General features: G+C 69.0%; 20 protein-coding genes. 17 read left to right on the forward strand and 3 right to left on the reverse strand.

The window, feature by feature from the left end; all coding sequences use genetic code 11:
* The 13 genes from ACFVWR_RS15470 to ACFVWR_RS15530 form a co-directional block, all read left to right on the forward strand.
* The coding region (locus tag ACFVWR_RS15470; RefSeq protein ID WP_387213905.1) for a PKD domain-containing protein at positions 1-2,751 on the forward strand (2,751 nt) is incomplete at its 5' end.
* Between the two features lie 58 nt (positions 2,752-2,809).
* On the forward strand, positions 2,810-4,435 hold the full coding sequence (locus ACFVWR_RS15475) for a D-alanyl-D-alanine carboxypeptidase (RefSeq protein WP_387213908.1): 1,626 nt from the start codon (positions 2,810-2,812) through the stop codon (positions 4,433-4,435).
* Positions 4,436-4,470: 35 nt separating this feature from the next.
* Positions 4,471-5,064 (forward strand): isochorismatase family protein, encoded by a 594-nt coding sequence (locus ACFVWR_RS15480; protein WP_387213911.1) that lies wholly within the window; start codon positions 4,471-4,473, stop codon positions 5,062-5,064.
* A gap of 60 nt (positions 5,065-5,124) precedes the next feature.
* Complete coding sequence (locus tag ACFVWR_RS15485; protein WP_387213914.1) at positions 5,125-5,340, forward strand: hypothetical protein; 216 nt, start codon at positions 5,125-5,127, stop codon at positions 5,338-5,340.
* A 69-nt stretch (positions 5,341-5,409) separates the two neighbouring features.
* On the forward strand, positions 5,410-7,575 hold the full coding sequence (locus ACFVWR_RS15490) for an MMPL family transporter (RefSeq protein ID WP_387213917.1): 2,166 nt from the start codon (positions 5,410-5,412) through the stop codon (positions 7,573-7,575).
* A gap of 133 nt (positions 7,576-7,708) precedes the next feature.
* A complete protein-coding gene (locus tag ACFVWR_RS15495; protein ID WP_387213920.1) occupies positions 7,709-8,746 on the forward strand; it encodes a thiamine pyrophosphate-dependent enzyme in 1,038 nt (345 codons plus the stop codon).
* Positions 8,739-9,731, forward strand: a complete 993-nt coding sequence (locus tag ACFVWR_RS15500) for an alpha-ketoacid dehydrogenase subunit beta (RefSeq protein ID WP_387213923.1) — start codon at positions 8,739-8,741, stop codon at positions 9,729-9,731. The genes ACFVWR_RS15495 and ACFVWR_RS15500 overlap by 8 nt, the downstream gene beginning before the upstream one ends.
* The gene (locus ACFVWR_RS15505) at positions 9,724-10,047 is read left to right on the forward strand and encodes a biotin/lipoyl-containing protein (protein WP_387213926.1); all 324 of its coding nucleotides are present in this window, start codon (positions 9,724-9,726) and stop codon (positions 10,045-10,047) included. Before ACFVWR_RS15500 ends, ACFVWR_RS15505 begins: the two co-directional genes overlap by 8 nt.
* A 3-nt stretch (positions 10,048-10,050) precedes the next feature.
* Positions 10,051-10,809: an alpha/beta fold hydrolase gene (locus ACFVWR_RS15510; RefSeq protein ID WP_387213929.1), complete on the forward strand. Its 759-nt coding sequence runs from the start codon at positions 10,051-10,053 to the stop codon at positions 10,807-10,809.
* 49 nt (positions 10,810-10,858) lie between these two features.
* Entirely contained in the window at positions 10,859-11,347 is a 489-nt protein-coding gene (locus tag ACFVWR_RS15515) for an Lrp/AsnC family transcriptional regulator (RefSeq protein WP_387213932.1), read from the forward strand.
* Entirely contained in the window at positions 11,340-12,803 is a 1,464-nt protein-coding gene (locus tag ACFVWR_RS15520) for an NAD-dependent succinate-semialdehyde dehydrogenase (protein WP_387213935.1), read from the forward strand. The genes ACFVWR_RS15515 and ACFVWR_RS15520 overlap by 8 nt, the downstream gene beginning before the upstream one ends.
* A 13-nt stretch (positions 12,804-12,816) precedes the next feature.
* Entirely contained in the window at positions 12,817-14,001 is a 1,185-nt protein-coding gene (locus tag ACFVWR_RS15525) for a thiolase family protein (RefSeq protein ID WP_387213987.1), read from the forward strand.
* 43 nt (positions 14,002-14,044) lie between these two features.
* Complete coding sequence (locus tag ACFVWR_RS15530) at positions 14,045-14,806, forward strand: 3-hydroxyacyl-CoA dehydrogenase (RefSeq protein ID WP_387213938.1); 762 nt, start codon at positions 14,045-14,047, stop codon at positions 14,804-14,806.
* Positions 14,807-14,819: 13 nt separating this feature from the next.
* Here the strand turns inward: ACFVWR_RS15530 and ACFVWR_RS15535 are convergent, their stop codons facing one another.
* Complete coding sequence (locus ACFVWR_RS15535; protein WP_387213941.1) at positions 14,820-16,262, reverse strand: helix-turn-helix domain-containing protein; 1,443 nt, start codon at positions 16,260-16,262, stop codon at positions 14,820-14,822.
* 120 nt (positions 16,263-16,382) lie between these two features.
* Between ACFVWR_RS15535 and ACFVWR_RS15540 the strand changes: the two genes are divergently transcribed.
* Entirely contained in the window at positions 16,383-18,224 is a 1,842-nt protein-coding gene (locus tag ACFVWR_RS15540) for a phosphoenolpyruvate carboxykinase (GTP) (RefSeq protein ID WP_387213944.1), read from the forward strand.
* Positions 18,225-18,306: 82 nt separating this feature from the next.
* Here ACFVWR_RS15540 and ACFVWR_RS15545 read toward each other — a convergent pair whose 3' ends face one another.
* Positions 18,307-20,265, reverse strand: coding sequence for an ABC transporter ATP-binding protein (locus ACFVWR_RS15545; RefSeq protein ID WP_387213946.1), 1,959 nt, complete (start codon positions 20,263-20,265; stop codon positions 18,307-18,309).
* A gap of 57 nt (positions 20,266-20,322) precedes the next feature.
* A complete protein-coding gene (locus ACFVWR_RS15550; protein ID WP_387213949.1) occupies positions 20,323-20,538 on the reverse strand; it encodes a hypothetical protein in 216 nt (71 codons plus the stop codon).
* 140 nt (positions 20,539-20,678) lie between these two features.
* Here ACFVWR_RS15550 and ACFVWR_RS15555 point away from each other — a divergent pair, with 140 nt between their 5' ends.
* From ACFVWR_RS15555 to ACFVWR_RS15565, 3 genes are read left to right on the forward strand one after another with little or no spacing between them, the layout of a single operon-like run.
* Entirely contained in the window at positions 20,679-21,605 is a 927-nt protein-coding gene (locus ACFVWR_RS15555) for an ABC transporter ATP-binding protein (protein WP_387213952.1), read from the forward strand.
* On the forward strand, positions 21,602-22,447 hold the full coding sequence (locus ACFVWR_RS15560) for an ABC transporter permease (protein WP_387213955.1): 846 nt from the start codon (positions 21,602-21,604) through the stop codon (positions 22,445-22,447). Before ACFVWR_RS15555 ends, ACFVWR_RS15560 begins: the two co-directional genes overlap by 4 nt.
* A complete protein-coding gene (locus tag ACFVWR_RS15565; RefSeq protein WP_387213958.1) occupies positions 22,444-23,274 on the forward strand; it encodes an ABC transporter permease in 831 nt (276 codons plus the stop codon). Before ACFVWR_RS15560 ends, ACFVWR_RS15565 begins: the two co-directional genes overlap by 4 nt.
* Positions 23,275-23,411 lie beyond the last annotated feature (137 nt).

Consider the following 23,411-nt stretch of genomic DNA (forward strand, 5'->3'; position numbering starts at 1 on the left):
AGCAGCTTCCGCCCCATCATGGAAAGCCAAGTCCGCTCCCTCGCCGCCACCAACACCGCCGTCTACGCCGGAGGCACCTTCTCCAGCGTCAACGGCACGGCCAAGGGGTACATCGCGAAGATCAACGCGGCGGACGGTTCCGTCGCGAGCGGGTGGACGGCGAGCGCCGACAGTGTCGTCGACGCCCTTGCCGTGAGCCCCGACGGCAGCAAGGTCTACGCGGGCGGACGGTTCAAGAACGTCAACGGCTCGGCCCACTACGGACTGGCGCTGCTGACCGGAACCACCGGCGGCATTCTGCCGTTCGGTGCGAACTCACTCATCCGCGACGCCGGAACCCAGGCCGGCATCACCGCTCTCGTCGCGACGAACGACCGGGTCTACGGCTCCGGTTACGTCTTCGGCTCCGGCGGCAACCTCGAGGGCGCCTTCTCGGCCGATCCCGACGGCAATCTGCTGTGGGTGGAGGACTGCCACGGCGACACGTATTCGATCTACCCGCTCGGCAACGCGCTCTATGCCGCCGGGCATCCGCACTACTGCGGCAACGTCGGCGGCTTCCCGCAGACCGACCCGTGGACCTACCACCACACGATCGCGTTCTCCAAGGCGACCACCGGAACGGTGAAGAACAACCCGCTCGGCGGCTACTACAACTTCGGCGGCCAGCCGTCACCGGCGCCGCTCAACTGGTATCCCGCCTACGTCACCGGCTCGTACACCGGTCAGGGTCAGGCCGCGTGGAGCCTGGCGGGCAACAGCCAGTATCTGGCCGTCGGGGGCGAGTTCCCCTACGTGAACAACGTCGCGCAATACGGCCTCACCCGCTTCGCTGTGGCGGCGATCGCGCCGAACAAGGTCGGCCCGAACACGAACACCGAAGGCGTGCCGAACGCTTCGTCGTCGGCCGCAGGCCAGGCGCGCGTGTCGTGGACGGCGACGTACGACCAGGACAACGTGAACCTGAACTACAAACTGGTGCGCGACGGCAACACCGCCAGCCCGGTCTATCAGACCAACCAGGTCTCGACCTTCTACTCGAGAGCGGCGATGGGCTTCATCGACAACGGGCTGGCGCCGGGCAGCACCCACTCCTACCGGTTGTATGTGACCGATCCGTTCGGCAACCAGATCTCCCGGCTCGGCAACACGGTGACGATCAGTGCCGCCAACTCCGGCGGCGCGTATGCGAACTCCGTGATCGCAGCGGGCGCATCCGCTTATTGGCCGCTGGATGAGGCGAGCGGCTCGACAGGCTTCGACCGGGTCGGTTTCAGCGACCTCCAGGTCAAGGCCGGCGTGACCCGCGGTGCTGCTGGCCCCGTGACGGGCGTGACCGCATCCACCTTCAGCGGAGGTTCGACCGGATGGGCCGTGACACCGTCGCCGATCGCCGGACCCGACACGTTCACCGCTGAGGCCTGGTTCAAGTCGAGCGGGTCGAGCGGCGGCAAGATCATCGGCTTCGGCAACGCGAACGTCGGAACGTCGTCGTCGTACGACCGGCACGTCTACCTGGACAACGCCGGCAAGGTCTGGTTCGGCGCGTATCCAGGAGCTGTGCGAACCGTCAACACGACGACGTCGTACAACGACGGCAAGTGGCACCAGGTGGCCGCCTCTCTCGGGGCGGACGGCATGAAGCTCTCCGTCGACGGCGCCCTGAAAGCAAGCCGGGCCGACGTGACGAGCGGCCAGGCCTACAGCGGATACTGGCGGATCGGCGGCGACAGCCTGTCGAGCTGGACATCGCGGCCGAGCAGCGACTTCTTCGCCGGGGGCATCGGGCAGGTGTCGCTGTATCCGACCGTGCTCTCCGCGGCGACGATCGCCGACCACTACGCGGCAGCGACGAGTGCCGCTCCGCCGAACCAGGCACCCGTCGCGTCGTTCACGGTCGCGGCGAACGGCCTGAGCGTGACGGCGGACGGGAGCGCATCGAGCGACCCGGACGGCTCGATCGCCGGGTACGCGTGGAACTTCGGTGACGGCGCGACCGCATCCGGCGCGACAGCAGCGCACACCTACGGGGCGGGCGGCACTTACACCGTCACGCTCACGGTCACAGACAACAAAGGCACGCCGGGAAGCGCGACCAAGTCGGTCACGGTGACCGCTCCGGCGGGCAACGCACTGGCCCAGGATGCGTTCGGACGCACCACGGGGAGCGGTTGGGGGAACGCAGACCTGGGCGGCGCGTGGACTGGCGCCGGCGCGGCGACGGCCTATACGGTCGCGAGCGGCACCGGGCAGATCGTCGATCCGGCCGGCTCGACGAAGACGCAGACGCTGAACGGCGTCTCCTCGACGGCGACCGACTCGACCGTGTCGTTCACGGCGGCCACGGCGCCGACCGGCGGAGGCACGTTCGTCTCCGCGATCGGCCGGATGGTCGGCACCTCGACCTACGAGGGTCGCGTGCTGCTGCAGGCGAGCGGCGCGGTGCAGTTGCAGCTGCTCCAGGGTTCGACGGCACTGCAACTCGCGAACGTCACGGGTCTGACCTTCGTGCCCGGGCAGCAGCTCAAGCTGCGGCTCCAGGTGTTCGGCACGGCGCCGACCACCGTGCGGGCCAAGGTGTGGGCCGTGGGCCAAGCCGAACCGGCCGCATGGCAGGCGAGTTCGACCGACGGGACGGCGGCGCTGCAGGCGGCCGGAACGATCGGTCTGCGTAGCTACATCTCCGGAAGCGCGACGGCCACACCGGTGACGGTCTCGTTCGACGACTACGCGGTCGTGCTCGCCCAGTAGACAGCCAGGCAGTGAGGCCGGAGGTGACCCTCCCAGAGAATGCGGGTACTATGCCCGAATGCGCGAATCGGACCAGCCCGACTCTGGACTGCCCGGCGACACCCCGAGTGCCGCGGAGAGCATCCCCACCCCCACAGTCCCCTCAGCAGACGCACCCGTCGATGGTGCGACCGCGGAGTCCACGACCCCTGGGACCCGATCCGGGCGCCGGGCGAGCACGGCGACGAAGCCGTCGCCGGTCGCCGGAGCCGTGGGCGGTGTGCTGTCGGCCATACGACGTCACCCGCGGGCTTGGATCATCGCGGCGGCATCCGCCGGCTTCGTGATCGTCGGCGCCGGAACGGTGGCGCTGGGCGCGACCGTCGGCTCGTCGGCCAGCGCGGAGGGTCTCCCGAGCGCTTCGCCGTCCGCGACGACGACGAAGACACCGGTGCCGACGAAGACCGCCGCTCCGGTGCGTCCCGTTCCCGCCAACGTCACCCCCGCGAGCCGCATGCGCACCTGCTCGGTGGCCGGGCTCGCGCAGGACAGCCGTCTCGGCAACCTCGAAGCCCAGGTCGTGAACGCCAAGACCGGCGAGGTGCTGTTCGACCGAAACGGATCGCAGCCCGGACCGACCGCCAGTGTGCTGAAGACGCTCACCTCGGCGGCCGCGTTGCAGGTGCTCGGCCCCGACTACCGGGTGTCGACGACCGTGGTCAAGGGCAGCGCGCCGGGCCAGATCGTGCTCGTCGGCGGCGGAGACGTCACCCTGTCACGCCTTCCGTCGGGGCAGGAGTCGTTCTACGGCGGCGCTCCCAAGATCGAGGACCTGGCCAACCAGGCGAAACAGGCGATGGGCGGCCAGCCGATCACGTCGATCGTCGTCGACACGTCCCTGTTCAGCGGTCCAGTCTGGCAGCCGAGCTGGGATGAGCAGGAGGAGCGGGTGGTCGAGGGTTCGACCTCCTACATCACCGCCCTCCAGGTCGACGGCGACCGCGACAACCCGACGGCCCTGGAGTCCCCGCGCAGCACCGACCCGGTGGGTCGCGCGGTGCAGTACTTCCAGCAGTATCTCGGCACCAACGTCCCCGTCTCCGAGGGCACGGCGCCGGCCGGCGCCCAGCCGATCGCCTCGGTGCAGTCGCAGCCGGTGACCAGCCTGATCGACCTCGCCATGAAGGTCTCCGACAACACGATCATGGAGGAGCTCGCGCGCCTCGTCTCGATCAAGACCGGAGCGGGCAACACCTTCGAAGCTGAGAACGCGGGCGTCGTCGCCGGACTGAAGCCGTACGGCATCGACACGGCGGGCATCCACATCGCCGACGGCTCGGGGCTGAGCGCCGACAACGCTGTTCCTCCGTCGTACCTCACCCGACTCTTCATCAAGGTGATGAACCGCGAGAACGGGCTGGGCGTCGTCTACGACGGACTGCCGGTCTCGGGACAATCGGGCACGCTCGCCTCCAGCTACGGGCGCTTCACGGGAGCCAATTCAGCTGCCCGAGGCGCGGTGCACGCCAAGACCGGTTGGATCGACAACGGGTACACGCTCTCGGGCATCGTCGACTCGGCCGACGGAACGCCGCTGACGTTCGCGGTGTTCGCGCTTGGCCCGGTGCGCGACAATGCGAAGCAGGCGATCGACACACTCGTGACCGGCATCTACAAATGCGGCGACAACCTCTCCAACAACTGAACCGGACCCTCTCCCAACGACCAGCGGAGGCTGCCATGAGCAGAGCGTTGTTCATCATCGACGTGCAGAACGACTTCACCGAGGGCGGAGCGCTCGGAGTCGAGGGCGGCGCTGCGGTCGCAGCAGGCATCACGCGCTACCTCGCCGATCACGCACGCGACTACAAAGTCGTGCTCGCGAGCCGTGACTGGCATGACGCCGACAACGACAACGGCGGCCATTTCGCGCGGGATGCGCAACCGGACTTCGTCGACACCTGGCCGGTGCACTGCGTGGCCGGCACGACCGGCGCCGAGTACCACCCGGCGTTCCGCACCGACAAGGTGGGGTACCACATCCGCAAAGGCCAGGGCGTGCCGGCCTACTCGATCTTCGAGGGCCGCACCGAGGCCGGCTCGACGGTGCACAACCTGCTCGACGAGCACGGCATCGACTCGATCGACGTCGTCGGCATCGCGACCGACTACTGCGTGCGGGCTTCGGCGCTGGATGCTCGTTCCCACGGTCAGCACGTGCGCGTACTGACCGATCTCGTTGCGGGCGTGGCGCCCGCCTCGTCGGAGGCAGCGCTGGCGGAGCTGGCCCACGCGGGTGTGGAGCTGGCGGAGTCGGGGAGTTCCGCCGCGTAGCCGGACGCAGAGTGAGCCGGCCGACTGGCGAAATCGGTTCCCTCCGCCTACGGTCGAGAGATGGCAGCGATCTGCGAGGCGTGCGGAGGTCGAACCGAAGAGGTGACGAATCCGTACTTCGGCAAGGCGCTCGCTGTGCACGAGCACGTGATCATGTGCTCGCAGTGCGGACATGTGCGGTTCGAAGAACGGGATGTGGTGCGCGCTCCTGCGGTTGCGGTGAAGCGGGAGGGCCCGCTCCTACGGTTCTGGCACTGGTTCGCCCACCAGTCGTGACGTCGCGTTCAGATGAGGTAACAAGCTAGGCTGTTTACTTACCAAGCTAGCTAAATCAGGGGGCGCCGAATGAAATCCCGAACCGACTGGACACCCGCCCGCTGGCTGCGCATCGTGCTGCCGGCCGTCGTGATCGTGATCTGGCTGGTCGCGGCCGGGGTGGGCGGACCGACGTTCGGCAAGCTGTCGTCGGTCTCGAGCAACGACCAGGCCTCCTTCCTTCCGGCCAGCGCCGAGTCGACCGAGGTTCAGGACTGGCAGAGGAAGATCACCGCGTCGGATGCGATCCCGGCGATCGTGGTCGTCGAGTCGGACAGCACCATCGCGAAGGCAGACCTCGCCGACTATGCCGCACTGGGCGTGAAGCTCGGCGCGGTCGACGGTGTGCAGGCTCCCGAGGGCGACGCCGAGACGAGTGTCGCGGGCCCCATCCCGTCAGACGACGGGAAGGCCGTCGAGTTCATCGTGCCGATCACCGACACCGACAACGTGAAGACGGTGGTGGCCGCTCTGCGCACGGTCGTCGACGACAACGTGTCGGCCGGGACTCAGGCGTGGGTCACCGGCCCGGCCGGTCTCACCGCCGACCTCGTCAACGCCTTCGGAGGCATCGACGGCATCCTGCTGCTCGTCGCCGTCGGAGCGGTGTTCCTCATCCTGCTGCTCGTCTACCGATCGATCGTGCTGCCGTTCCTGGTGTTGTTCACCTCGATCTTCGCGCTCTGTGCCGCCATTCTGATCGTCTACCTGTTCGCTCTGTGGGGCTGGATCAAACTGAGCGGGCAGAGCCAGGGCATCCTGTCGATCCTCGTCATCGGCGCCGCGACCGACTACTCGCTGCTGCTCGTCGCCCGGTTCCGGGAGTCGCTGGCGCACGTGGAATCGCGCTGGGCGGCGATCGGCAGAGCCTGGAAGGCAGCACTGGAGCCGATAGCCGCCTCGGGCGCCACGGTCATCATCGCGCTGCTCTGCCTGCTCTTCTCCGACCTGAACTCCAACAAGAGCCTCGGCCCGATCGCGGCCATCGGCATCGTCTTCTCGCTGCTGTCGGCGCTCACCCTGCTCCCGATGCTGCTCGCGGTGTTCGGGCGTGCGGCGTTCTGGCCGTTCCGCCCGAAGTTCACGGGCGAGCACGAGCACGAGCACAAGCACGCCGACGAAGCGCAGATCGCCGGGCTCGAAGGCATCCGTGGGCTGTGGCGGCGGGTGGGCGTGCTCATCGCGCGGCGTCCGCGGGTGACCTGGGTGGCCGCGCTCGTGCTGCTCGTGGCGTGCGCCGCGGGGGTCACCCAGCTCAAAGCCAACGGCGTGCAGCAGACGGATGTGATCCTGTCTCAGTCCGACGCGGTCGACGGACAGAAGGTGGTCGCCGAGCACTTCGACGCCGGTTCGGGCAGCCCGGTCGTGATCGTGGCCGACGAGAACGACGCCGACGCCGTGCTCGATGCCGTCACCGCGACCGACGGCATCAGCGACGCCAGCCTCTACACGGGCAACACGAATCCCACCGCCACGGCGACCACCCCCGAGCCGGTGGTGAAAGACGGACGCGTGCTCATCAACGCCACCCTGTCGTCAGAGGCCGACTCGGCCGAAGCCGAACAGGTCGTGCGTGACCTGCGCGAGACGCTGCCTAAGACATCCGAGGGCGTGCTCGTCGGCGGTGTGACGGCGATCGCGCTCGACACGAACGACACGGCTCAGAGAGACCTGCTGAAGATCATCCCGATCGTGCTCGCGGTCATCCTGATCATCCTGATGCTGTTGCTGCGCTCCGTCGTCGCGCCTGTTCTGCTGATCGGCAGCGTCGTGATCTCCTACGCGGCGGCACTCGGCGTCTCGGCTCTCGTGTTCAACCACGTCTTCGGTTTTCCGGGAGCGGATGCGGCTGTTCCGCTGTTCGGATTCGTCTTCTTGGTGGCGCTCGGTGTCGACTACAACATCTTCCTCATGACCCGGGTGCGCGAGGAGTCTCTGCGCATCGGCACCCGGCCGGGCATCCTGCGCGGTCTCGGCGTCACGGGAAGCGTCATCACCTCGGCCGGCGTCGTGCTCGCCGCGACGTTCGCGGCGCTCGCGGTCATCCCCATCCTGTTCCTCGTGCAGATCGCGTTCATCGTCGCGTTCGGCGTGCTGCTCGACACGGTGATCGTGCGCTCCCTGCTCGTTCCCGCGGTGTCCTACGACATCGGCCGCGCGATCTGGTGGCCCTCCCGCCTCTCCCGCCTCTCCTAACGAGGCAGTGAGGTGGCGGGGCGGGTGTACAGGTTGCGAGGTCGAGAGGGCAAGTGAGGGAGCGGGGTGAGCAGAATGAGCAGCCCACGGTGTGCGAGTTGCCCAGCGGCGGGTGCGCTGCGAAAGTTGCGGCATGACCACCTTGACCCGCCCCGACAGGGAAGCGCCGAGCGCTGACGCGGCCGACGCCGCACTGCTGCGTCGCCTCTACCGCACCATGGTGACGGTGCGCAGACTCGACCTCGACGGCGTCGCCATGCAGCGGCAGGGCATCGTGCCCGGGTACGCGCCGATGCGCGGCCAGGAGGCGGCGCAGGTGGGCAGTGCCGCGGCGCTCGATCTCGGCCTGGACTTCGCCTTTCCGACCTATCGCGAGCTCGGTGTCGCGGTCACGATGGGGGTCGATCCCGTCGCCTACCTCGCCTCGCACCAGGGCGCCTGGCACGGCGGCCTGTGGGATGCGGCGGCCGCCCGGCTCGCCCCGATCAACGCCGTCGTCGGCGGCGCGGTGACGCACGCCGTGGGGTGGGCGCTCGGTGCCAAGCTCGACCGCTCGGGTGGTGTCGCGATCGCCTACTTCGGCGACGGCGCCAGCTCGCAGGGCGACATCCACGAGGCCATGAACACGGCCGGCGTCTCGAAGCTGCCGGTGGTCTTCTTCTGCCAGAACAACGGCTGGGCCATCTCCGTGCCCACCGAGAAGCAGGTCGCCGGAGGGTCCGTCGCCGCGCGTGCTGCCGGCTACGGGATGCCCGGCGTGCGGGTCGACGGCAACGACGTGGTCGCGGTCTACCGCGCGACGGCCACCGCCATCGAGCGGGCGCGCACCGGTGGGGGCCCCACCGTGATCGAGGCGATGACCTATCGCTCGGGACCGCATTCCACCTCCGACGACCCCGGTCGCTACCGCACGCTCGACGAGGAGCAGGCGTGGCTGGCGCGCGATCCGCTCACCCTCTGCGAGGAGCGGCTGCGCGAGACGGGAACGGTCGGCGACGACTTCTTCGCCGAGGTCTCCGACACCGCCAACGCCCTCACCGAACGGGTGCGGGCAGATGTCGCGTCCCTCGGCTCCCGCCCCGGCGAGGAGATGTTCGATTTCGTCTTCGCGAACCCGCCGGCGGCCTTGCTCGGCCAGAAGCGGGCCTGGGAGGAGTCGCGGCATGGCTGAGACGACCACGATGCAGAAGGCGCTCAACCGGGCGCTCGACGAGGCGCTCGCCGCCGACGACCGAACGCTGGTGTTCGGCGAGGATGTCGGCACGCTGGGAGGCGTGTTCCGGGTCACGGACGGCCTGAACGCGAAGTACGGTGACGACCGCGTGTTCGACACCACGCTCGCGGAGGCCGGGATCATGGGCATGGCGGTCGGTCTGGCGATGGCCGGCTGGCGGCCGGTGCCGGAGATCCAGTTCGACGGCTTCTCGTATCCGGCGATCGACCAGATCGTGAACCAGGTGGCCCGGATGCACTACCGCAGCCGAGGGGCGTTCGACATGCCGATCACGCTGCGGCTGCCGAGCTTCGGCGGCATCCGTGCCCCCGAGCATCACGGCGAGAGCCTGGAGGCTCTGTTCGCGCACGTGCCCGGGCTCAAGGTGGTGGCGCCGTCGACCCCGGCTGAGGCGTACACGCTGCTGCGCCAGTCGATCGAAGACCCCGACCCCGTGATCTTCATGGAGCCGAAGTCCCGCTACTGGCACAAGGCCGAGGTCGAGGAGTCGGCCTGGGTCGAACGGCTGCCGATCGGCGCCTCGCGCGTCGTGCGGACCGGCAAGCACGTGACCCTGATCGCCTGGGGCGCCATGGTGTCGCGCTGCCTGCAGGCGGCGGAGCTGGGCGCCGAGGACGGCGTCGAGATCGAGGTGCTCGACCTGCGCTGGCTGAAGCCGATCGACGTCGCCGGGCTCACCGCATCCGTCGCACGCACTCGTCGTGCCGTGGTCGTGCACGAGGCTCCGCTGACGGCCGGACTCGGAGCGGAGGTCAGCGCGCTGATCACCGAGAACTGCTTCGGCGACCTGCGCGCGCCGGTTCAGCGGGTCGCGGGCTGGGATGTGCCGTACCCGTCTCCGGTGCTGGAGGACGACTACCTCCCGAGCATCGACCGCATTCTCGAAGCCGTTCAGAAGACCCTGGAGTACAAACGTGGCTGAGATCACATTCGACCTTCCCGACCTCGGCGAAGGCCTGCAAGAGGCGACGGTGCTGGAGTGGCTCGTCGCCGAAGGCGACCACGTCGAACGCAACGCGCCGCTCGTCGAGGTCGAGACCACCAAGTCGGCCGTCGAACTGCCGTCGCCGCAGTCGGGCGTCGTCGCACGATTCCACGTGCCGGAGGGCGACGTCGTGGCGGTCGGTTCGCCGCTCATCACGTTCACGGTGAGCGACGACCAGGCGGGGATCGTGGGAACCGTGCCCACCGAGGAGGCTCCCGCGCGCCGCGTGAGGCTGCAACTGCCGGAGGATTGAGGCATGACCTCTTTCGCGCGAACGTCTGACGGGCTCCGAATCGCCTACGAGCGTCACCCGGGAGACCGGCCGGTGCTTCTCGTGCACGGGTTCGCCACCACAGGCGCCCTCACCTGGGAGGCGACGGGATGGGTGCGCGCGCTCGCCGAGGTGGGGCGCGGTTCGATCGTGGTCGACCTTCGCGGTCACGGCGCGAGCTCGGCGCCCCATGAGCCGGCCGCGTATTCGCCTCGGCTTCTGGCGGGCGACCTTCTCGCCGTGCTCGACGCCGAGGGTGTCGACAGCGCCGACGTGATGGGCTATTCGATGGGCAGCTGGGTCTCCCTCGCCCTCGTCGCGCTCACGCCGTCGCGCGTGCGTCGTCTCGTCGTGGGCGGGGTCGGCACGGTGGAGCAGTTCGGCCACTGGGGCGTGGATGCGGTGCGCGCCGCGCTGCTCGACGGCGCCGATCCGGCGACCCTCGGCGACTCGCCGCTCGCCCCGCTGCTCGCCTCCCTCCGGCAGGCTCCCGGGGTCGACAGCGTCGCCCTGGCGGCGTGCGTCGCGGGCATGGCGGCGCATCCTCTGCCGCTGGCGTCCAACGTGCCCACCATGCTGGTGGTCGGCGACGCCGACCCGGTGACCGCGGGGCGCGACGAGGCGGCCGCCGCTCTGGGCGCCGAGCTCGTCGTGCTTCCCAAGCGCAACCACGTCACGACACTGAGCGCCCGCGGCTTCAAGCAGGCTGCCCTGCCATTCTTGGAGGCTGCTGTCAGGGTGTAGTCGTTTCGGCGCGGGCGACGTACGCTGTGCAAGGACCGAGGGAGGCCGCATGGCGATCGACAAACTGGATGCCGAGTTGATCGCGCTGCTCACCGACGAGCCCAGGCTCGGGGTGTTCGAGGCGTCCCGCCGACTCGGCGTCGCCCGGGGTACCGTGCAGGCCCGGCTCGACCGGCTCCAGCGCTCGGGGGTCATCCGCGACTTCGCGCCCACGGTCGACAGCGGGGCGCTCGGCTATCCGGTGACCGCCTTCGTCACGGCCGAGATCGCGCAGGGCGACAGGGACGTGACCGTGGTCGAGCATCTGCGCGGCATCCCCGAGGTGCTCGAGGTGCACACCATCACGGGCGCGGGTGACCTGATGATCCGCGCGGTCGCCCGGTCGAACGCCGACCTGCAGCGTGTGATCGACCGCATCGTCACCGACCCGAACATCACCCGCACATCCACGGTCATCGCGTTGGCCACCAAGATCGACCACCGGTCGGTGCCGCTCGTCGCGGCGTCGGTCGAGGCAGGAGGAGAAGCACATGGATGAGAAGACGCTGCTCGACAAGGTTCCCGACGGTCTCTACATCGGCGGGGAGTGGGTGCCAGGGCGATCGGGCACGCTGAACGTCACCGACCCGGCGACCGGTGCGGTGATCAAGACGATCGCCGATGCGTCGGCCGATGACGGCATGGCCGCGCTCGATGCTGCGGTGGCCGCGGCGGACGCGTGGGCGGCGACAGCTCCGCGGGTGCGCGGCGAGATCCTGCGACGGGCCTTCGACCTGCTGCAGGAGCGGCGGGCCGAGTTCGCGCTGCTGATGACGCTGGAGATGGGCAAGCCGCTCGCCGAGGCCGACGGCGAGGTCACCTACGGCGGTGAGTTCCTGCGCTGGTTCAGCGAGGAGGCCGTGCGCATCACCGGCCGGTACGGCATCAATCCCGAGGGGACCGGGCGGATGATCGTGTCCCAGCATCCGGTCGGGCCGTGCTTTCTGATCACGCCGTGGAACTTCCCGCTGGCGATGGCCACCCGCAAGATCGCACCGGCGCTGGCTGCGGGATGCACGGTGGTCGTGAAGCCCGCCTCGCTCACCCCGCTGACCACGCTGTACTTCGCGAAGCTGCTGGAAGACGCAGGCCTGCCCGCCGGCGTGGTGAACGTGGTGACGACCTCCACATCGTCGGCCGTGTCGAACCCGATCATCGCCGACCCTCGGCTGCGCAAGCTCTCGTTCACCGGCTCGACCGAGGTGGGGCGCTCTCTCCTGGAGAAGTCGGCGGGCAACGTGCTGCGAACGTCGATGGAGCTCGGTGGAAACGCGCCCTTCGTCGTGTTCGACGACGCAGACCTCGACAGGGCGGTCGACGGAGCGATGCTCGCGAAGTTCCGCAACATCGGGGAGGCCTGCACGGCGGCCAACCGGTTCATCGTGCACGAGTCGGTGGCCGACGAGTTCGCCGCGCGGGTCACCGAGCGGGTCACCGCGATGCGCGTCGGCCGGGGTACGGAGGAGGGCGTGACCATCGGCCCCCTCATCGACGCGAACGCGGTGCAGAAGGCCGCGTCGCTGCTGCAGGATGCGGTGTCGCGCGGCGCGAAGGTGCTGGTCGGGGGCAACGCGGTCGATGGCGTCGGCACGTTCTTCGAGCCGACGGTGGTGACGGATGTGGCGTTCGGCAGCGACATCCTGCGCGAAGAGATCTTCGGCCCGGTGCTCTCGATCGTGCGCTTCGCCGACGAGGACGAGGCCGTGCGCATCGCGAACGACACCGAGTTCGGCCTGGTGGGCTACGTGTTCACGCGCGATCTGGCCCGCGGACAGCGGATGATCGAACGGCTGCAGACCGGCATGATGGGCCTGAACGTGGGTGTCGTCTCGAACGCAGCGGCCCCGTTCGGAGGTGTCAAGCAGTCGGGTCTCGGTCGTGAGGGCGGCTTCGAGGGAATCCACGAGTACCTCTCGACCAAATACACGCTCACTCCCGACCCGTTCGGGGTGTGAGATGACCGGCAGCATCCGGGACGCCGCCATCGTCGACGTCATCCGCACTCCGTCGGGTCGCGGCAAGCCGGGCGGCGCGCTCTCCGACATCCATCCGGCCGACCTTCTGGCCGGGGTGCTCGTGGAGCTGTTGCGCCGCAACGACCTCGACCCGGCCCTGGTCGACGATGTGATCGGGGGATGCGTCACCCAGTCCGGTGAGCAGGCCGGCAACATCACGCGCACGGCCGTGCTGAGCGCGGGCTTTCCCGACAGCGTGCCGGGCGTCACGGTCGACCGGCAGTGCGGCTCGAGCCAGCAGGCAGCCGCCTTCGCCGCACAGGGCGTGCTCGCCGGCGCGTACGACATCGTCATCGCCTGCGGGGTCGAGTCGATGAGCCGCGTTCCGCTCGGGTCTGATCTCGGCGAAGCGTCGATCGGCGGCGCACTGCTCGCCCACCGGTATCCGGACGGACTGGTGAACCAGGGCGTCTCGGCCGAGCTCATCGCTCAGCGGTGGGGGTTGGAACGCGACGCGCTGGACGCGTTCGCCACGAGGTCGCACAGCCGCGCGGCGGCGGCGGCCGCCTCCGGAGCATTCGACGCGGAGCTCATCGCCGTGCCGACGCCCGACAGCGGCAGTGTCACCGGCGACGAGACGATCCGGCCCGCGACGACCGTCGACGGCCTCGCCGGGTTGAACCCCTCTTTCCGCACGGATGCTCTGGCGGCGCGTTTCCCGCAGCTCGACTGGCGAATCACCCCAGGCAACTCGTCGCCTCTCACCGATGGCGCCTCAGCGGCCCTCATCATGAGCTCCGCTGCGGCAGACCGTCTCGGGCTCCGCCCCCGCGCGCGCTTCCACAGCTTCGCGGTCGCGGGCAGCGATCCGCTGCTGATGCTCACCGGTATTCTGCCGGCCACCCGCAAACTCCTCGAGCGCAGCGGGGTGGGACTCGGCGACATCGACGCCTACGAGGTGAACGAGGCGTTCGCGCCCATCCCTCTGCTCTGGCAGCAGGAGTTCGACGCAGACCCCGAGAAGCTCAACCCGCGGGGCGGGGCCATCGCGCTCGGCCATCCGCTCGGATCCTCCGGCACCAGACTGCTCGCCACCCTCGTGAACGAGCTCGAGGCCAGCGGCGGCCGCTACGGGCTGCAGACCATGTGCGAGGGCGGCGGTACGGCCAACGCCACACTCATCGAAGTGCTCCACTGACCGCCACCCCACCCGAACCTCACGACCCATCGAAAGGATTCCCATGAACATCGACGGATGCTCGGCCATCGTCACCGGAGGCGCCAGCGGGCTGGGCAACGCCACGGCCAGGGCGCTCACCGAGGCGGGCGCCCGCGTGATCGTGCTCGACCTGCCGAGTTCGGAGGGGGAGAAGGCGGCGACGGCGCTCGGTCCGACGGCCCGCTTCGTCGCGGCCGACGTCGCGAACGAGGACCAGGTGCGAGCCGCCGTCGATCAGGCGACGGAGCTCGGCCCGCTGCGCGTCGTCGTCAACTGCGCGGGCATCGCCAACCCGGGCAAGGTGCTCGGCCGAGACGGCGTGCTGCCGCTCGAGCAGTTCGAGCGCGTCATCCGGGTGAACCTGATCGGCACGTTCAACGTCGTGCGGCTCGCCGCAGCCGCGATGGTCGCCACCGACCCGCTGGGGGAGGAGCGGGGCGTGATCGTGAACACCGCATCCGTCGCCGCCTTCGACGGCCAGATCGGGCAGCCCGCGTATTCGGCGTCCAAGGGCGGCGTCGCCGCGATGACGCTGCCGCTGGCCCGCGAGCTCGCCCGCGACCTCATCCGTGTCGTCACCATCGCGCCCGGCATCTTCGAGACGCCGATGATGGCCGGTCTCCCGCAGCCGGCGCAGGATTCCCTCGCGGCCCAGGTTCCGCATCCGTCACGCCTCGGCAAGCCGGCCGAGTACGCCTCGCTCGTGCGGCACATCGTCGACAACCCCATGCTGAACGGCGAGGTCATCCGCCTCGACGGCGCCATCCGGATGCAGCCGAAGTAGGAGCTCCTCGGCCTCACGACCCGGAGTGGGCCTCGAGAAAGGAGTAGACCTCGGTGTCGTCGACGCCGGGGAAAGAACCGGAGGGCAGCGGCGACAGGATGTGGGCGTGCAGCCGCGCGCTCGGCCAGGCTTGGCCCGCCCAGCGGGCCGCGAGCCCCGCGGCGGGGCGCTTGCAGCATGACTCGTCGGGGCAGCGGGACTCCGCCCGCGCGGTGGTCTCTCGTCCTCGGAACCACTTCGCCTGAGCGAACGGAACACCGACCGAGATCGAGAACCCGCCGGCGGAGGTCGTGCCGGTCTGGGTGGCGCACCAGAACGTGCCCGCGGGGGTGTCGGTGTACTGGTACATCTCGGTGGTGCGGTTCGTGTGCGTGAACGCGCTCCGCGCGCCCCATTTGCGGCAGACGATCTGGCCCTCGATCGAACCGGTGACGTCGGTGGGCAGGGGCAGCCCGTCGTTCTCGTAGCCCTTGTAGAGCGCCCCGTCGTCGCCGACCCGCAGAAAGTGCAGGGTCATGTCGAGGTGGGTGGTGGCGAGGTTGGTCAGGCGCAGGGCGGCGGCCTCGTGGGTGACGCCGAACGCATCCCGGAAGTCTTCGACGGCGAGGTCGCGCTCCTGCTTGGCCTGCTGGAGGAAGGCGACGGCCGCCTCCCTGGGCATCAAGCAGCAGGCCGCGAAATAGTTGATCTCGAGGCGCTGGCGCAGAAAGTCGGCGTAGCTCTCAGGTCGCTCGTGACCGAGCAGCCGGTGCGCCATCGCCTGCAACGCCATCGATCGCAGCCCGTGGCCACCGGGGATGCTGGCCGGCGGCAGGTAGATGCGCCCGCTCGCCAGGTCGGTGATGGAGCGCGCGGAATGCGGAAGGTCGTTCACATAGATGAGGTCGAAGCCGAGCTGTTCCGCCATGACGCTCACCTCGCGGTGCGTGAGTGCGCCGTGCGTGTGGCCGGAGGCGCGCACACGCTCTTCGGCGAGCTGTTCGATCTCGGGCATGTAGTTGTTCTGGGCCCGCATCCGCTCGCGCAGTTCGGTGTTCGCACGGCGGGCTTCCTCGGGCGTGGCCACCGCCTCGGTCGCCCGGCGGCTGAGCTCGCGGTGGAGCCCGACGATCGCTTCGAGCGTCTCGGTCGGCGTGCCCTTCGTCGGCTTCACGGCGGGAAGCCCGAGGGAGGCGTAGAGGCTGCCGCGTTGCGCTCGTGCCAACTCGATCTCGAGCGCGGCGCGCGCATCCGGTGGCTCGGCGGAGAGGAGGTCGGCCAACTGCACCCCCAGCGCTGCGGCGATGGTGGTGAGCAGCGAGATCCTCGGCTCGCGTTTTCCGTTCTCGATCAGGGACAGCTGACTCGGAGCGACCCCGGCCGCCGCGCCCAGCTCGTCGAGGGTGAGACCGGCCTTGGCGCGGAAATGGCGGATGCGATGGCCGAGCGTCGCGATATCGGCGGTGGGAGCGTCCATCCCTTCACGATAGCGAAAGAATGACGATTCTTGAGGGGAAATAGTCGGGCGGACTCCTCGATTCCTCACGCACGATGGATTCATCGCCATTCTTGACCAGTTCTACCGAGAGGAACCGGAATGACCATCGCCGAGCTGCCGCTCACCGACCTCGACAACGAACCCGCCCCGCGCGGCCTCGACGCCCTGCGCGCCTGGGTCGACGGCATCGCCACCCTCACCCTGCCCGACGACGTCGTCTGGTTCGACGGATCGCTCGCCGAGACGGACCGGCTCACGAAGCTGCTCGTCACCGAGGGCAAACTCATCAGGCTCAACCCCGAGTGGCGGCCGAACAGCTTTCTCGCGCGCACCGACCCGGGCGACGTCGCGCGAGTCGAAGACCGCACGTTCATCTGCTCCCTCGACGAGAAGGATGCCGGCCCCACCAACAACTGGCGCGAACCCGCCGGGATGCGCGCAGAGCTGCGCGACGTCTTCGCCGGAAGCATGCGCGGGCGCACGATGTACGTCGTGCCGTTCTCGATGGGCCCGCTGGGCGGCCCCATCTCGCAGGTGGGCGTGCAGCTGACCGACTCCGCCTACGTCGCGATCAGCCTCGGCACGATGACCCGCGTCTCGACGGGCGTGCTCGATCTGATCGACGAGGGGCAACCGTGGGTCGCCACCGTGCACAGCGTCGGCTTTCCGCTGGTGGACGCCTCCGGGGAGCGGCGCGACGATATCGCCTGGCCGTGCGACGAGACCAAGTACATCGTGCAGTTCCCGGAGTCGCGCGAGATCTGGTCTTACGGCTCCGGCTACGGCGGCAACGCCATCCTCGCCAAGAAGTGCTTCGCGCTGCGCATCGCGTCGGTGATGGCGCGCGACGAAGGCTGGCTCGCCGAGCACATGCTCATCGTCAAGATCACCTCGCCAGAAGGCAAGGCCTACCACGTGGCCGCGGCCTTCCCCTCCGCGTGCGGCAAGACGAACCTGGCGATGCTTCGCCCGAGCATCCCGGGCTGGACGGTCGAGACGATCGGTGACGACATCGCCTGGCTGCGCCAGGGGCCCGACGGGCGACTGCGGGCGATCAACCCGGAGGCCGGCTTCTTCGGCGTCGCGCCGGGCACCGGGCTCACCACCAACGCGACGGCGGTCGACACCCTGTGGGGCAACACGATCTTCACGAACGTGGCTCTCCGCGACGACGGCGACGTGTGGTGGGAAGGCCTCACCGACCGGGCGCCGGAACACCTCATCGACTGGCGCGGCGAAGACTGGACGCCCGAGTCGGGGCGGCCGGCAGCGCATCCGAACTCCCGGTTCACCGTTGCGGCGGCGCAGTGCCCGGCCATCGCCGACGACTGGGATGCGTTCGACGGCGTGCCGATCGACGCCATCCTGTTCGGCGGTCGCCGCGCCACGAACGTGCCGCTGGTCGCGCAGGCCAGGGACTGGCGGCACGGTGTCTTCATCGGTGCGACGATCTCGTCGGAGCAGACCGCGGCGGCCGAAGGCACCGTCGGAGAACTACGGCGCGACCCGTTCGCCATGCTGCCGTTCTGCGGCTACAACATGGCCGACTACTGGGGCCACTGGCTGGCGATGGGCGAGCGGCTCGGCTCGAACGCTCCTGCCGTGTTCCAGGTGAACTGGTTCCGCAAGGGAGACGACGGCTCCTTCCTCTGGCCCGGCTTCGCCGAGAACGCTCGCGTGCTCGAGTGGATCGTGCGCCGCCTGGAGGGTTCGGCGGGTGCTGTGGAGACGCCGATCGGCCGGCTCCCGGTCACCGACGACCTCGACCTCGACGGACTCGACGTCTCTGCCGCCGACCTCGACGCCCTGTTCCACGTCGATCGTGCCTCCTGGCTTGCGGAGTGCGATCTCACCGACGAGTTCTTCGACCGCTTCGGCGATCGGGTTCCGGCGGCGCTGCGCGCCGAACTCGCCTCGCTGCGCTACCACCTTCGCGCCTGACGGCGGTCGACGCCATCGAGTCCAGGAAGAGTGCTCGTTCACCGCGACGAACGCGGCATTCTTCCTGGACTCGATCTCGTTCTCAGACGAGCAGTTGGTGCTTCGCGAGGTCGCGGTAGAGCGGCGTCGAGGCGACGAGCTCGGAGTGGGTGCCGGTGCCGACGACCTCGCCGTGGTCGATGACCACGATCTGGTCGGAGTCGACCACGGTCGACAGTCGATGCGCGATGACGATCAGCGTGCGGTCGACGGCGACGGCGTCGATCGCCTCGCGCATGAGCTGCTCGTTGCGGCCGTCGAGGCTCGACGTCGACTCGTCGAGCAGCAGCACGGGAGGCGCCGCCAGCAGGGCACGAGCGATCGCGAGACGCTGGCGTTCGCCGCCCGAGAGCATGATGCCGTCTTCGCCGACCGGAGCGCTCAGGCCCAGCTCGTTCCGTTCGAGAACCTCGGTGAGGTTCACCGCGTGCAGCACGTCGACGCACTCGGCGTCCGTCGCATCCGGCGCCGCCAGGGTCAGGTTGTCACGCAGGGAGCCCGCGAGCACTGGGGCGTCCTGCTCGACGTAGCCGATCTGGGCTCGCAGAGCCGTGCGGTCGAGCGTGCGCACGTCGAGCCCGCCGAACCGCACCTCGCCGGCCGTCGGATCGTAGAAGCGCTCGATCAGGGCCAGGATTGTCGACTTTCCGGCGCCGGACGGCCCGACGAGGGCGGTGCGCTTGCCTCGCGGCGCCGCGAAGTCGATGCCGTGCAGCACGCCCGAGCGGCGAGGCACATCCGCCGACTCGGGGCCCTGGCCGGCGGCGACCTCCGCCTCGGCGACGGTGTCGGCGCCCTCGAACGCCTCGAGCACGGCCCGCCCGGCGCTGGGCGCCTCGGTGGCCGGCGTCGCCTCGTGCTGGGCAGTGCTGTCGGGATAGGAGAAGTGCACCCCGACGAACTCGATCGCGGGTGACTCAGGAGCCAGGCCCTCGTTCGCGGCGCCCACCGTCATCCCGAGCGGTGCGATCTCGCGATCGAACTGGTCTTCCGCCGGCAGATCGATGATCTCCTGGATGCGGCCCAGCGCTCCGAGGGCCGAGTTCACTGCGGTGAGTGCGCCGAACGCCTGGCCGAGCGGCAGGATCATCATGAACAGGAACAGGATGAACGCCACCAGGTTGGCCACCGTGATCGCACCGCTCGCCACCCGGAAGCCGCCGACTCCCAGCACGACGAGAAAGGAGACCTGCATGGCGATGCCGGCGACCGGAACCACGAGCGCCGAGATCTTCGCGACCTTGATGCCCATCTGCCAAGCGCCTTTCGCATCCTCTTCGACCGCCGCGATCTCGTGCTCTGTGGCGTTCGACGCGCGGATGGTGCGCACCGAGCTGATCGCCCGCTCCACCGACGCGGCGAGGTCGCCCACCTTCGCCTGAGCCTTCTGGCTGGCGACCCGGATGCGCCCCGACAGCAGCGTGACGACGACGATGGACACCGCGATCACCAGCACCGTCAGCCCGAGCAGCACAGGGTCGATGACGAGCATCGCGATGAGGGCGCCGATGAAGGTGAGCGCGCCGCCGATCGCCTCGACGAGTCCCTGGGTGAGCACGGCCCGGAGCAGGGTCGTGTCGGAACCGACCCGGGAGACCAGGTCGCCCGTTCGGCGGGTGTCGAACTCGCTGATCGGCAGGCGCAGCATCCGGCCGACGAGCCGGCGGCGCGACGAGAGCACGACCCCTTCGCCGGTGCGCTGCAGCAGGTAGTGCTGGTAGCCCGAGATGAGGCCGCTCACGACGACGAGCAGGATGAGCGCCCACACGAGCCCGCCCAACGTGCCGCCTTTGCCGACGATGTCGATCACCTGACTCACGAGCAGCGGCTGCGCCAGGCTCGCCGCCGCGCCGAGGATGCTGAGCACGATCACGACCGAGAGCACGCCCCGGTGCTCGAGAAGGTACGGCAGCAGCTGTCTGAACGTGGCGCGGGGCCCGTCGTCGGCTGCGGACCGGCGCCCGAGGCGGCGGCGCGCTGGAGTGGACTGTTCGGTGCTCATGGGTTCTCGTTCGTTTCGCGTTCGGTTGCGGAGGCGGGGGTCAGGATGGGGGAACGGCTACCTTCGACCGTACTTCTTGTGAACTGCTTGTTTGCTCACACCGAGGGCCAGGGCGATCAACTGCCAGGTGGCGTTCGCGTTGCGCGCTCGCCGCACGGCGACCGCCTCCACCCCGTCGAGCTCTGCTCGCAGCTTGGCGACCGCCCGCAGCGCGACGATCGGGTCGTCCGAGCCGGCGTCGCCCGCGAGAGTGTGAATGGTGGTGGCGTCCATGTCGTCAACGTTAGTTGACCCCGCGTTGGCCGTCAACTCACGTTGACTTCGCCGCCGGCGAACAGGATGCGTCCACTCCGTGCCGTCTCTCCGGCCTCGACGTCTGACAATGTCGCCCGTGCGGGCTACAGTGCAGAACTATGCCGACGCCCGTCATCACCGCGAACAATCTCGTCAAGAAGTACAAGGGGTTCGCCGCCGTCAACGGAATCAGCTTCGAAGTGGCTCCGGGCGAGTCGTTCGGGCTGCTGGGGCCGAACGGCGCGGGCAAATCGACCACGATGCGCATGGTCGGCGCCGTGTCGACCCGCACCGACGGCGACCTGAGCATCCTCGGCCTCGACCCCAACCGGTATGGCCCCGAGATCCGTTCGCAGCTCGGCGTCGTGCCGCAGGCGGACAATCTCGACGCCGAACTGCGGGTGCGAGACAACCTGATCGTCTACGGCCGCTACTTCGGACTGCCGACCGCCCGCGTGAAGAAGCGCGCGGATGAGCTGCTCGAGTTCGCGCAGCTCGAAGACAAGGCGAAGGCCAAGGTCGACGACCTCTCGGGAGGAATGAAGCGGCGGCTGACGATCGCCCGTGCCCTCATCAACGATCCGCGCATCCTGCTGCTCGACGAACCGACCACCGGCCTCGACCCGCAGGCGCGCCACATCCTCTGGGACAGGCTGTTCCGGCTGAAGGAGCAGGGCACGACGCTCGTGCTCACGACCCACTACATGGATGAGGCCGAGCAGCTGTGCGACAGGCTGGTCGTCGTCGACAAGGGCACCATCATGGCGGAGGGCTCGCCGGCGTCGCTCATCCGCGAGTACTCGTCGCGCGAGGTGCTCGAAGTGCGGTTCGGGTCGGAGAAGAACGCCGAGGTCGCCGGCCGCCTCGACGGGATAGGCGAGCGGGTCGAGGTGCTGCCCGACCGCATCCTGGTCTACAGCGACGACGGCGAGGCCGAGCTCGTGCGCATCGCCGAGCGCGGGCTGCACCCGATCACGAGCCTCGTTCGCCGGTCGAGTCTCGAAGACGTGTTCCTGCGTCTCACCGGGCGGAGCCTGATCGAATGACCGAGCTGACCACGACGTCGGCCGACTCGAGCTCGGCGATCCGCGCGGCCGTGAAGCCGAGACGCTTCGGTGCGTGGTACGTGGCCGAGCACCGTTTCCGGGTGATGCGCTCGTACCTGCAGACCGTGATCGTGACGGCGTTCGGCTATCCGCTGCTGTACTTGTTCGCGCTCGGGGTCGGCCTGGGCAGCCTCGTGGATCAGACCCAGGGTCCGCAGGGCGTCGGCGGGGTCAGCTATCTCGCGTTCGTCGCGCCGGCCCTGCTCTGCACGGCTGCGGTCACCGTGGCGAGCGAGGAGTTCACCTACCCGGTGATGCTCGGCTTCAAGTGGAATCCCACCTTCTTCGGGATGAACGCCGCGCCGATCGCGCCGGGCCAGATCATCGACGGCATCGTGATCTCGGTCACCGTGCGCCTTCTCCTGGCGAGCACCCTCTACTACGTGATCATGGTGCTGTTCGGTGCCGTGCCCTCCGCTGCCGGAGTCGTCGCGATCCTTGTCGGCACCCTCGGAGGTCTCGCGTTCGGCGCTCCGGTCATGGCCTACGTGGCGACACTGGAGCAAGACACGGGGCAGATCGCGATGCTGATGCGATTCGTGCTGCTGCCGATGACCCTGTTCTCGGGAACGTTCTTCCCGCTCGCGTCGATGCCGGGGTACCTGCAGTGGATCGGGTGGATCTCGCCGCTCTGGCACTCGACCGAGCTCGCTCGCGTGTTCACCTACGGGTCGGTGGAGCCGATCTGGCTGACCGTGGTGCACATCCTCTACCTCGCCGCCCTGTTCGTGGTGTTCTGGATGTGGGCCCGTCGCGTCGCGGTACGGAGGCTGAACAAGTGACCTCCACCGACGAACGGCTCATCGCGACCGTTTCGCACACGCGGCCGCTGCGCTCCCTCTATGCGGGGAACGCATCCTCGGTCATGCAGCGCGGGTGGCTGGCGACCCGCAGCACGAACTGGCTCGTGATCGTGAGCGGCTTCTTCGAGCCGATCTTCTACCTGCTCTCGCTGGGCATCGGGCTGGGCGCCCTGGTCGGTGACGTTACGACCTCCTCGGGGCAGCCCGTGTCGTACGCGGCGTTCATCGCTCCGGCACTGCTGGCGACAGCGGCGATGAACGGCGCCGTCTACGACTCGACCTGGAACGTCTTCTTCAAGATGCACTTCGCCAAGCTCTACGAGGGGATGCTCTCCACGTCGCTCGGGCCGCTGGATGTGGCGCTCGGCGAGATCCTGCTCGCCCTCCTGCGCGGAGCCCTCTACGCGCTCGGCTTCATGCTGGTGATGCAGCTGCTCGGTCTCAACCTGTCGTGGTGGGCGATTCTCGCGCTGCCGGCGGTGCTGCTCATCGCCTTCGGTTTCGCCAGCTTCGGGATGGGCATCACCAGCTACATGAAGACGTTCCAGCAGATGGACTGGATCAACTTCGTCATGCTGCCGATGTTCCTGCTGTCAGCGACGTTCTACCCGATCACCGTGTATCCGCAGTGGATCCAGTACGTCATCCAGGCGATGCCGCTCTGGCACGGCGTCGAGCTCGTCCGGTCTCTCACCACCGGCGCGGTGAACGTGGGCTTGCTCTGGCACGTGCTCTACTTCGCGGTGATGATCGTGCTGGGCCTCGTGCTCACCACCCGCCGCCTGCGCGCCCTCTTCCTGGACTGAACCGCATCCGTTCGTGGGGGAATCGGGGGGTGGGGGGGGGGGGACCCGCGGTTATGGGGGCAGCGACGGGGGGGGGTAGTCGGTGGGGGGGGGGGGGGTTGTTGTGAGCGGGGGGGGGGGGGGGTGGGAGAAGCCCC

It is taken from the genome of Leifsonia sp. NPDC058292 (assembly GCF_042880955.1).
GTDB lineage: Bacteria > Actinomycetota > Actinomycetes > Actinomycetales > Microbacteriaceae > Leifsonia.

Bases quoted from the DNA above. Each gene is read 5' to 3' on its own strand.
- ACFVWR_RS15520 (WP_387213935.1), top strand. From the start codon at position 11,340: ATGGATGAGAAGACGCTGCTCGACAAGGTTCCCGACGGTCTCTACATC.
- ACFVWR_RS15495 (WP_387213920.1), top strand. From the start codon at position 7,709: ATGACCACCTTGACCCGCCCCGACAGGGAAGCGCCGAGCGCTGACGCG.
- ACFVWR_RS15480 (WP_387213911.1), top strand. From the start codon at position 4,471: ATGAGCAGAGCGTTGTTCATCATCGACGTGCAGAACGACTTCACCGAG.
- ACFVWR_RS15475 (WP_387213908.1), top strand. From the start codon at position 2,810: ATGCGCGAATCGGACCAGCCCGACTCTGGACTGCCCGGCGACACCCCG.
- ACFVWR_RS15560 (WP_387213955.1), top strand. From the start codon at position 21,602: ATGACCGAGCTGACCACGACGTCGGCCGACTCGAGCTCGGCGATCCGC.
- ACFVWR_RS15510 (WP_387213929.1), top strand. From the start codon at position 10,051: ATGACCTCTTTCGCGCGAACGTCTGACGGGCTCCGAATCGCCTACGAG.
- ACFVWR_RS15515 (WP_387213932.1), top strand. From the start codon at position 10,859: ATGGCGATCGACAAACTGGATGCCGAGTTGATCGCGCTGCTCACCGAC.
- ACFVWR_RS15485 (WP_387213914.1), top strand. From the start codon at position 5,125: ATGGCAGCGATCTGCGAGGCGTGCGGAGGTCGAACCGAAGAGGTGACG.
- ACFVWR_RS15530 (WP_387213938.1), top strand. From the start codon at position 14,045: ATGAACATCGACGGATGCTCGGCCATCGTCACCGGAGGCGCCAGCGGG.
- ACFVWR_RS15535 (WP_387213941.1), bottom strand. From the start codon at position 16,262: ATGGACGCTCCCACCGCCGATATCGCGACGCTCGGCCATCGCATCCGC.
- ACFVWR_RS15500 (WP_387213923.1), top strand. From the start codon at position 8,739: ATGGCTGAGACGACCACGATGCAGAAGGCGCTCAACCGGGCGCTCGAC.
- ACFVWR_RS15555 (WP_387213952.1), top strand. From the start codon at position 20,679: ATGCCGACGCCCGTCATCACCGCGAACAATCTCGTCAAGAAGTACAAG.
- ACFVWR_RS15545 (WP_387213946.1), bottom strand. From the start codon at position 20,265: ATGAGCACCGAACAGTCCACTCCAGCGCGCCGCCGCCTCGGGCGCCGG.
- ACFVWR_RS15550 (WP_387213949.1), bottom strand. From the start codon at position 20,538: ATGGACGCCACCACCATTCACACTCTCGCGGGCGACGCCGGCTCGGAC.
- ACFVWR_RS15490 (WP_387213917.1), top strand. From the start codon at position 5,410: ATGAAATCCCGAACCGACTGGACACCCGCCCGCTGGCTGCGCATCGTG.
- ACFVWR_RS15540 (WP_387213944.1), top strand. From the start codon at position 16,383: ATGACCATCGCCGAGCTGCCGCTCACCGACCTCGACAACGAACCCGCC.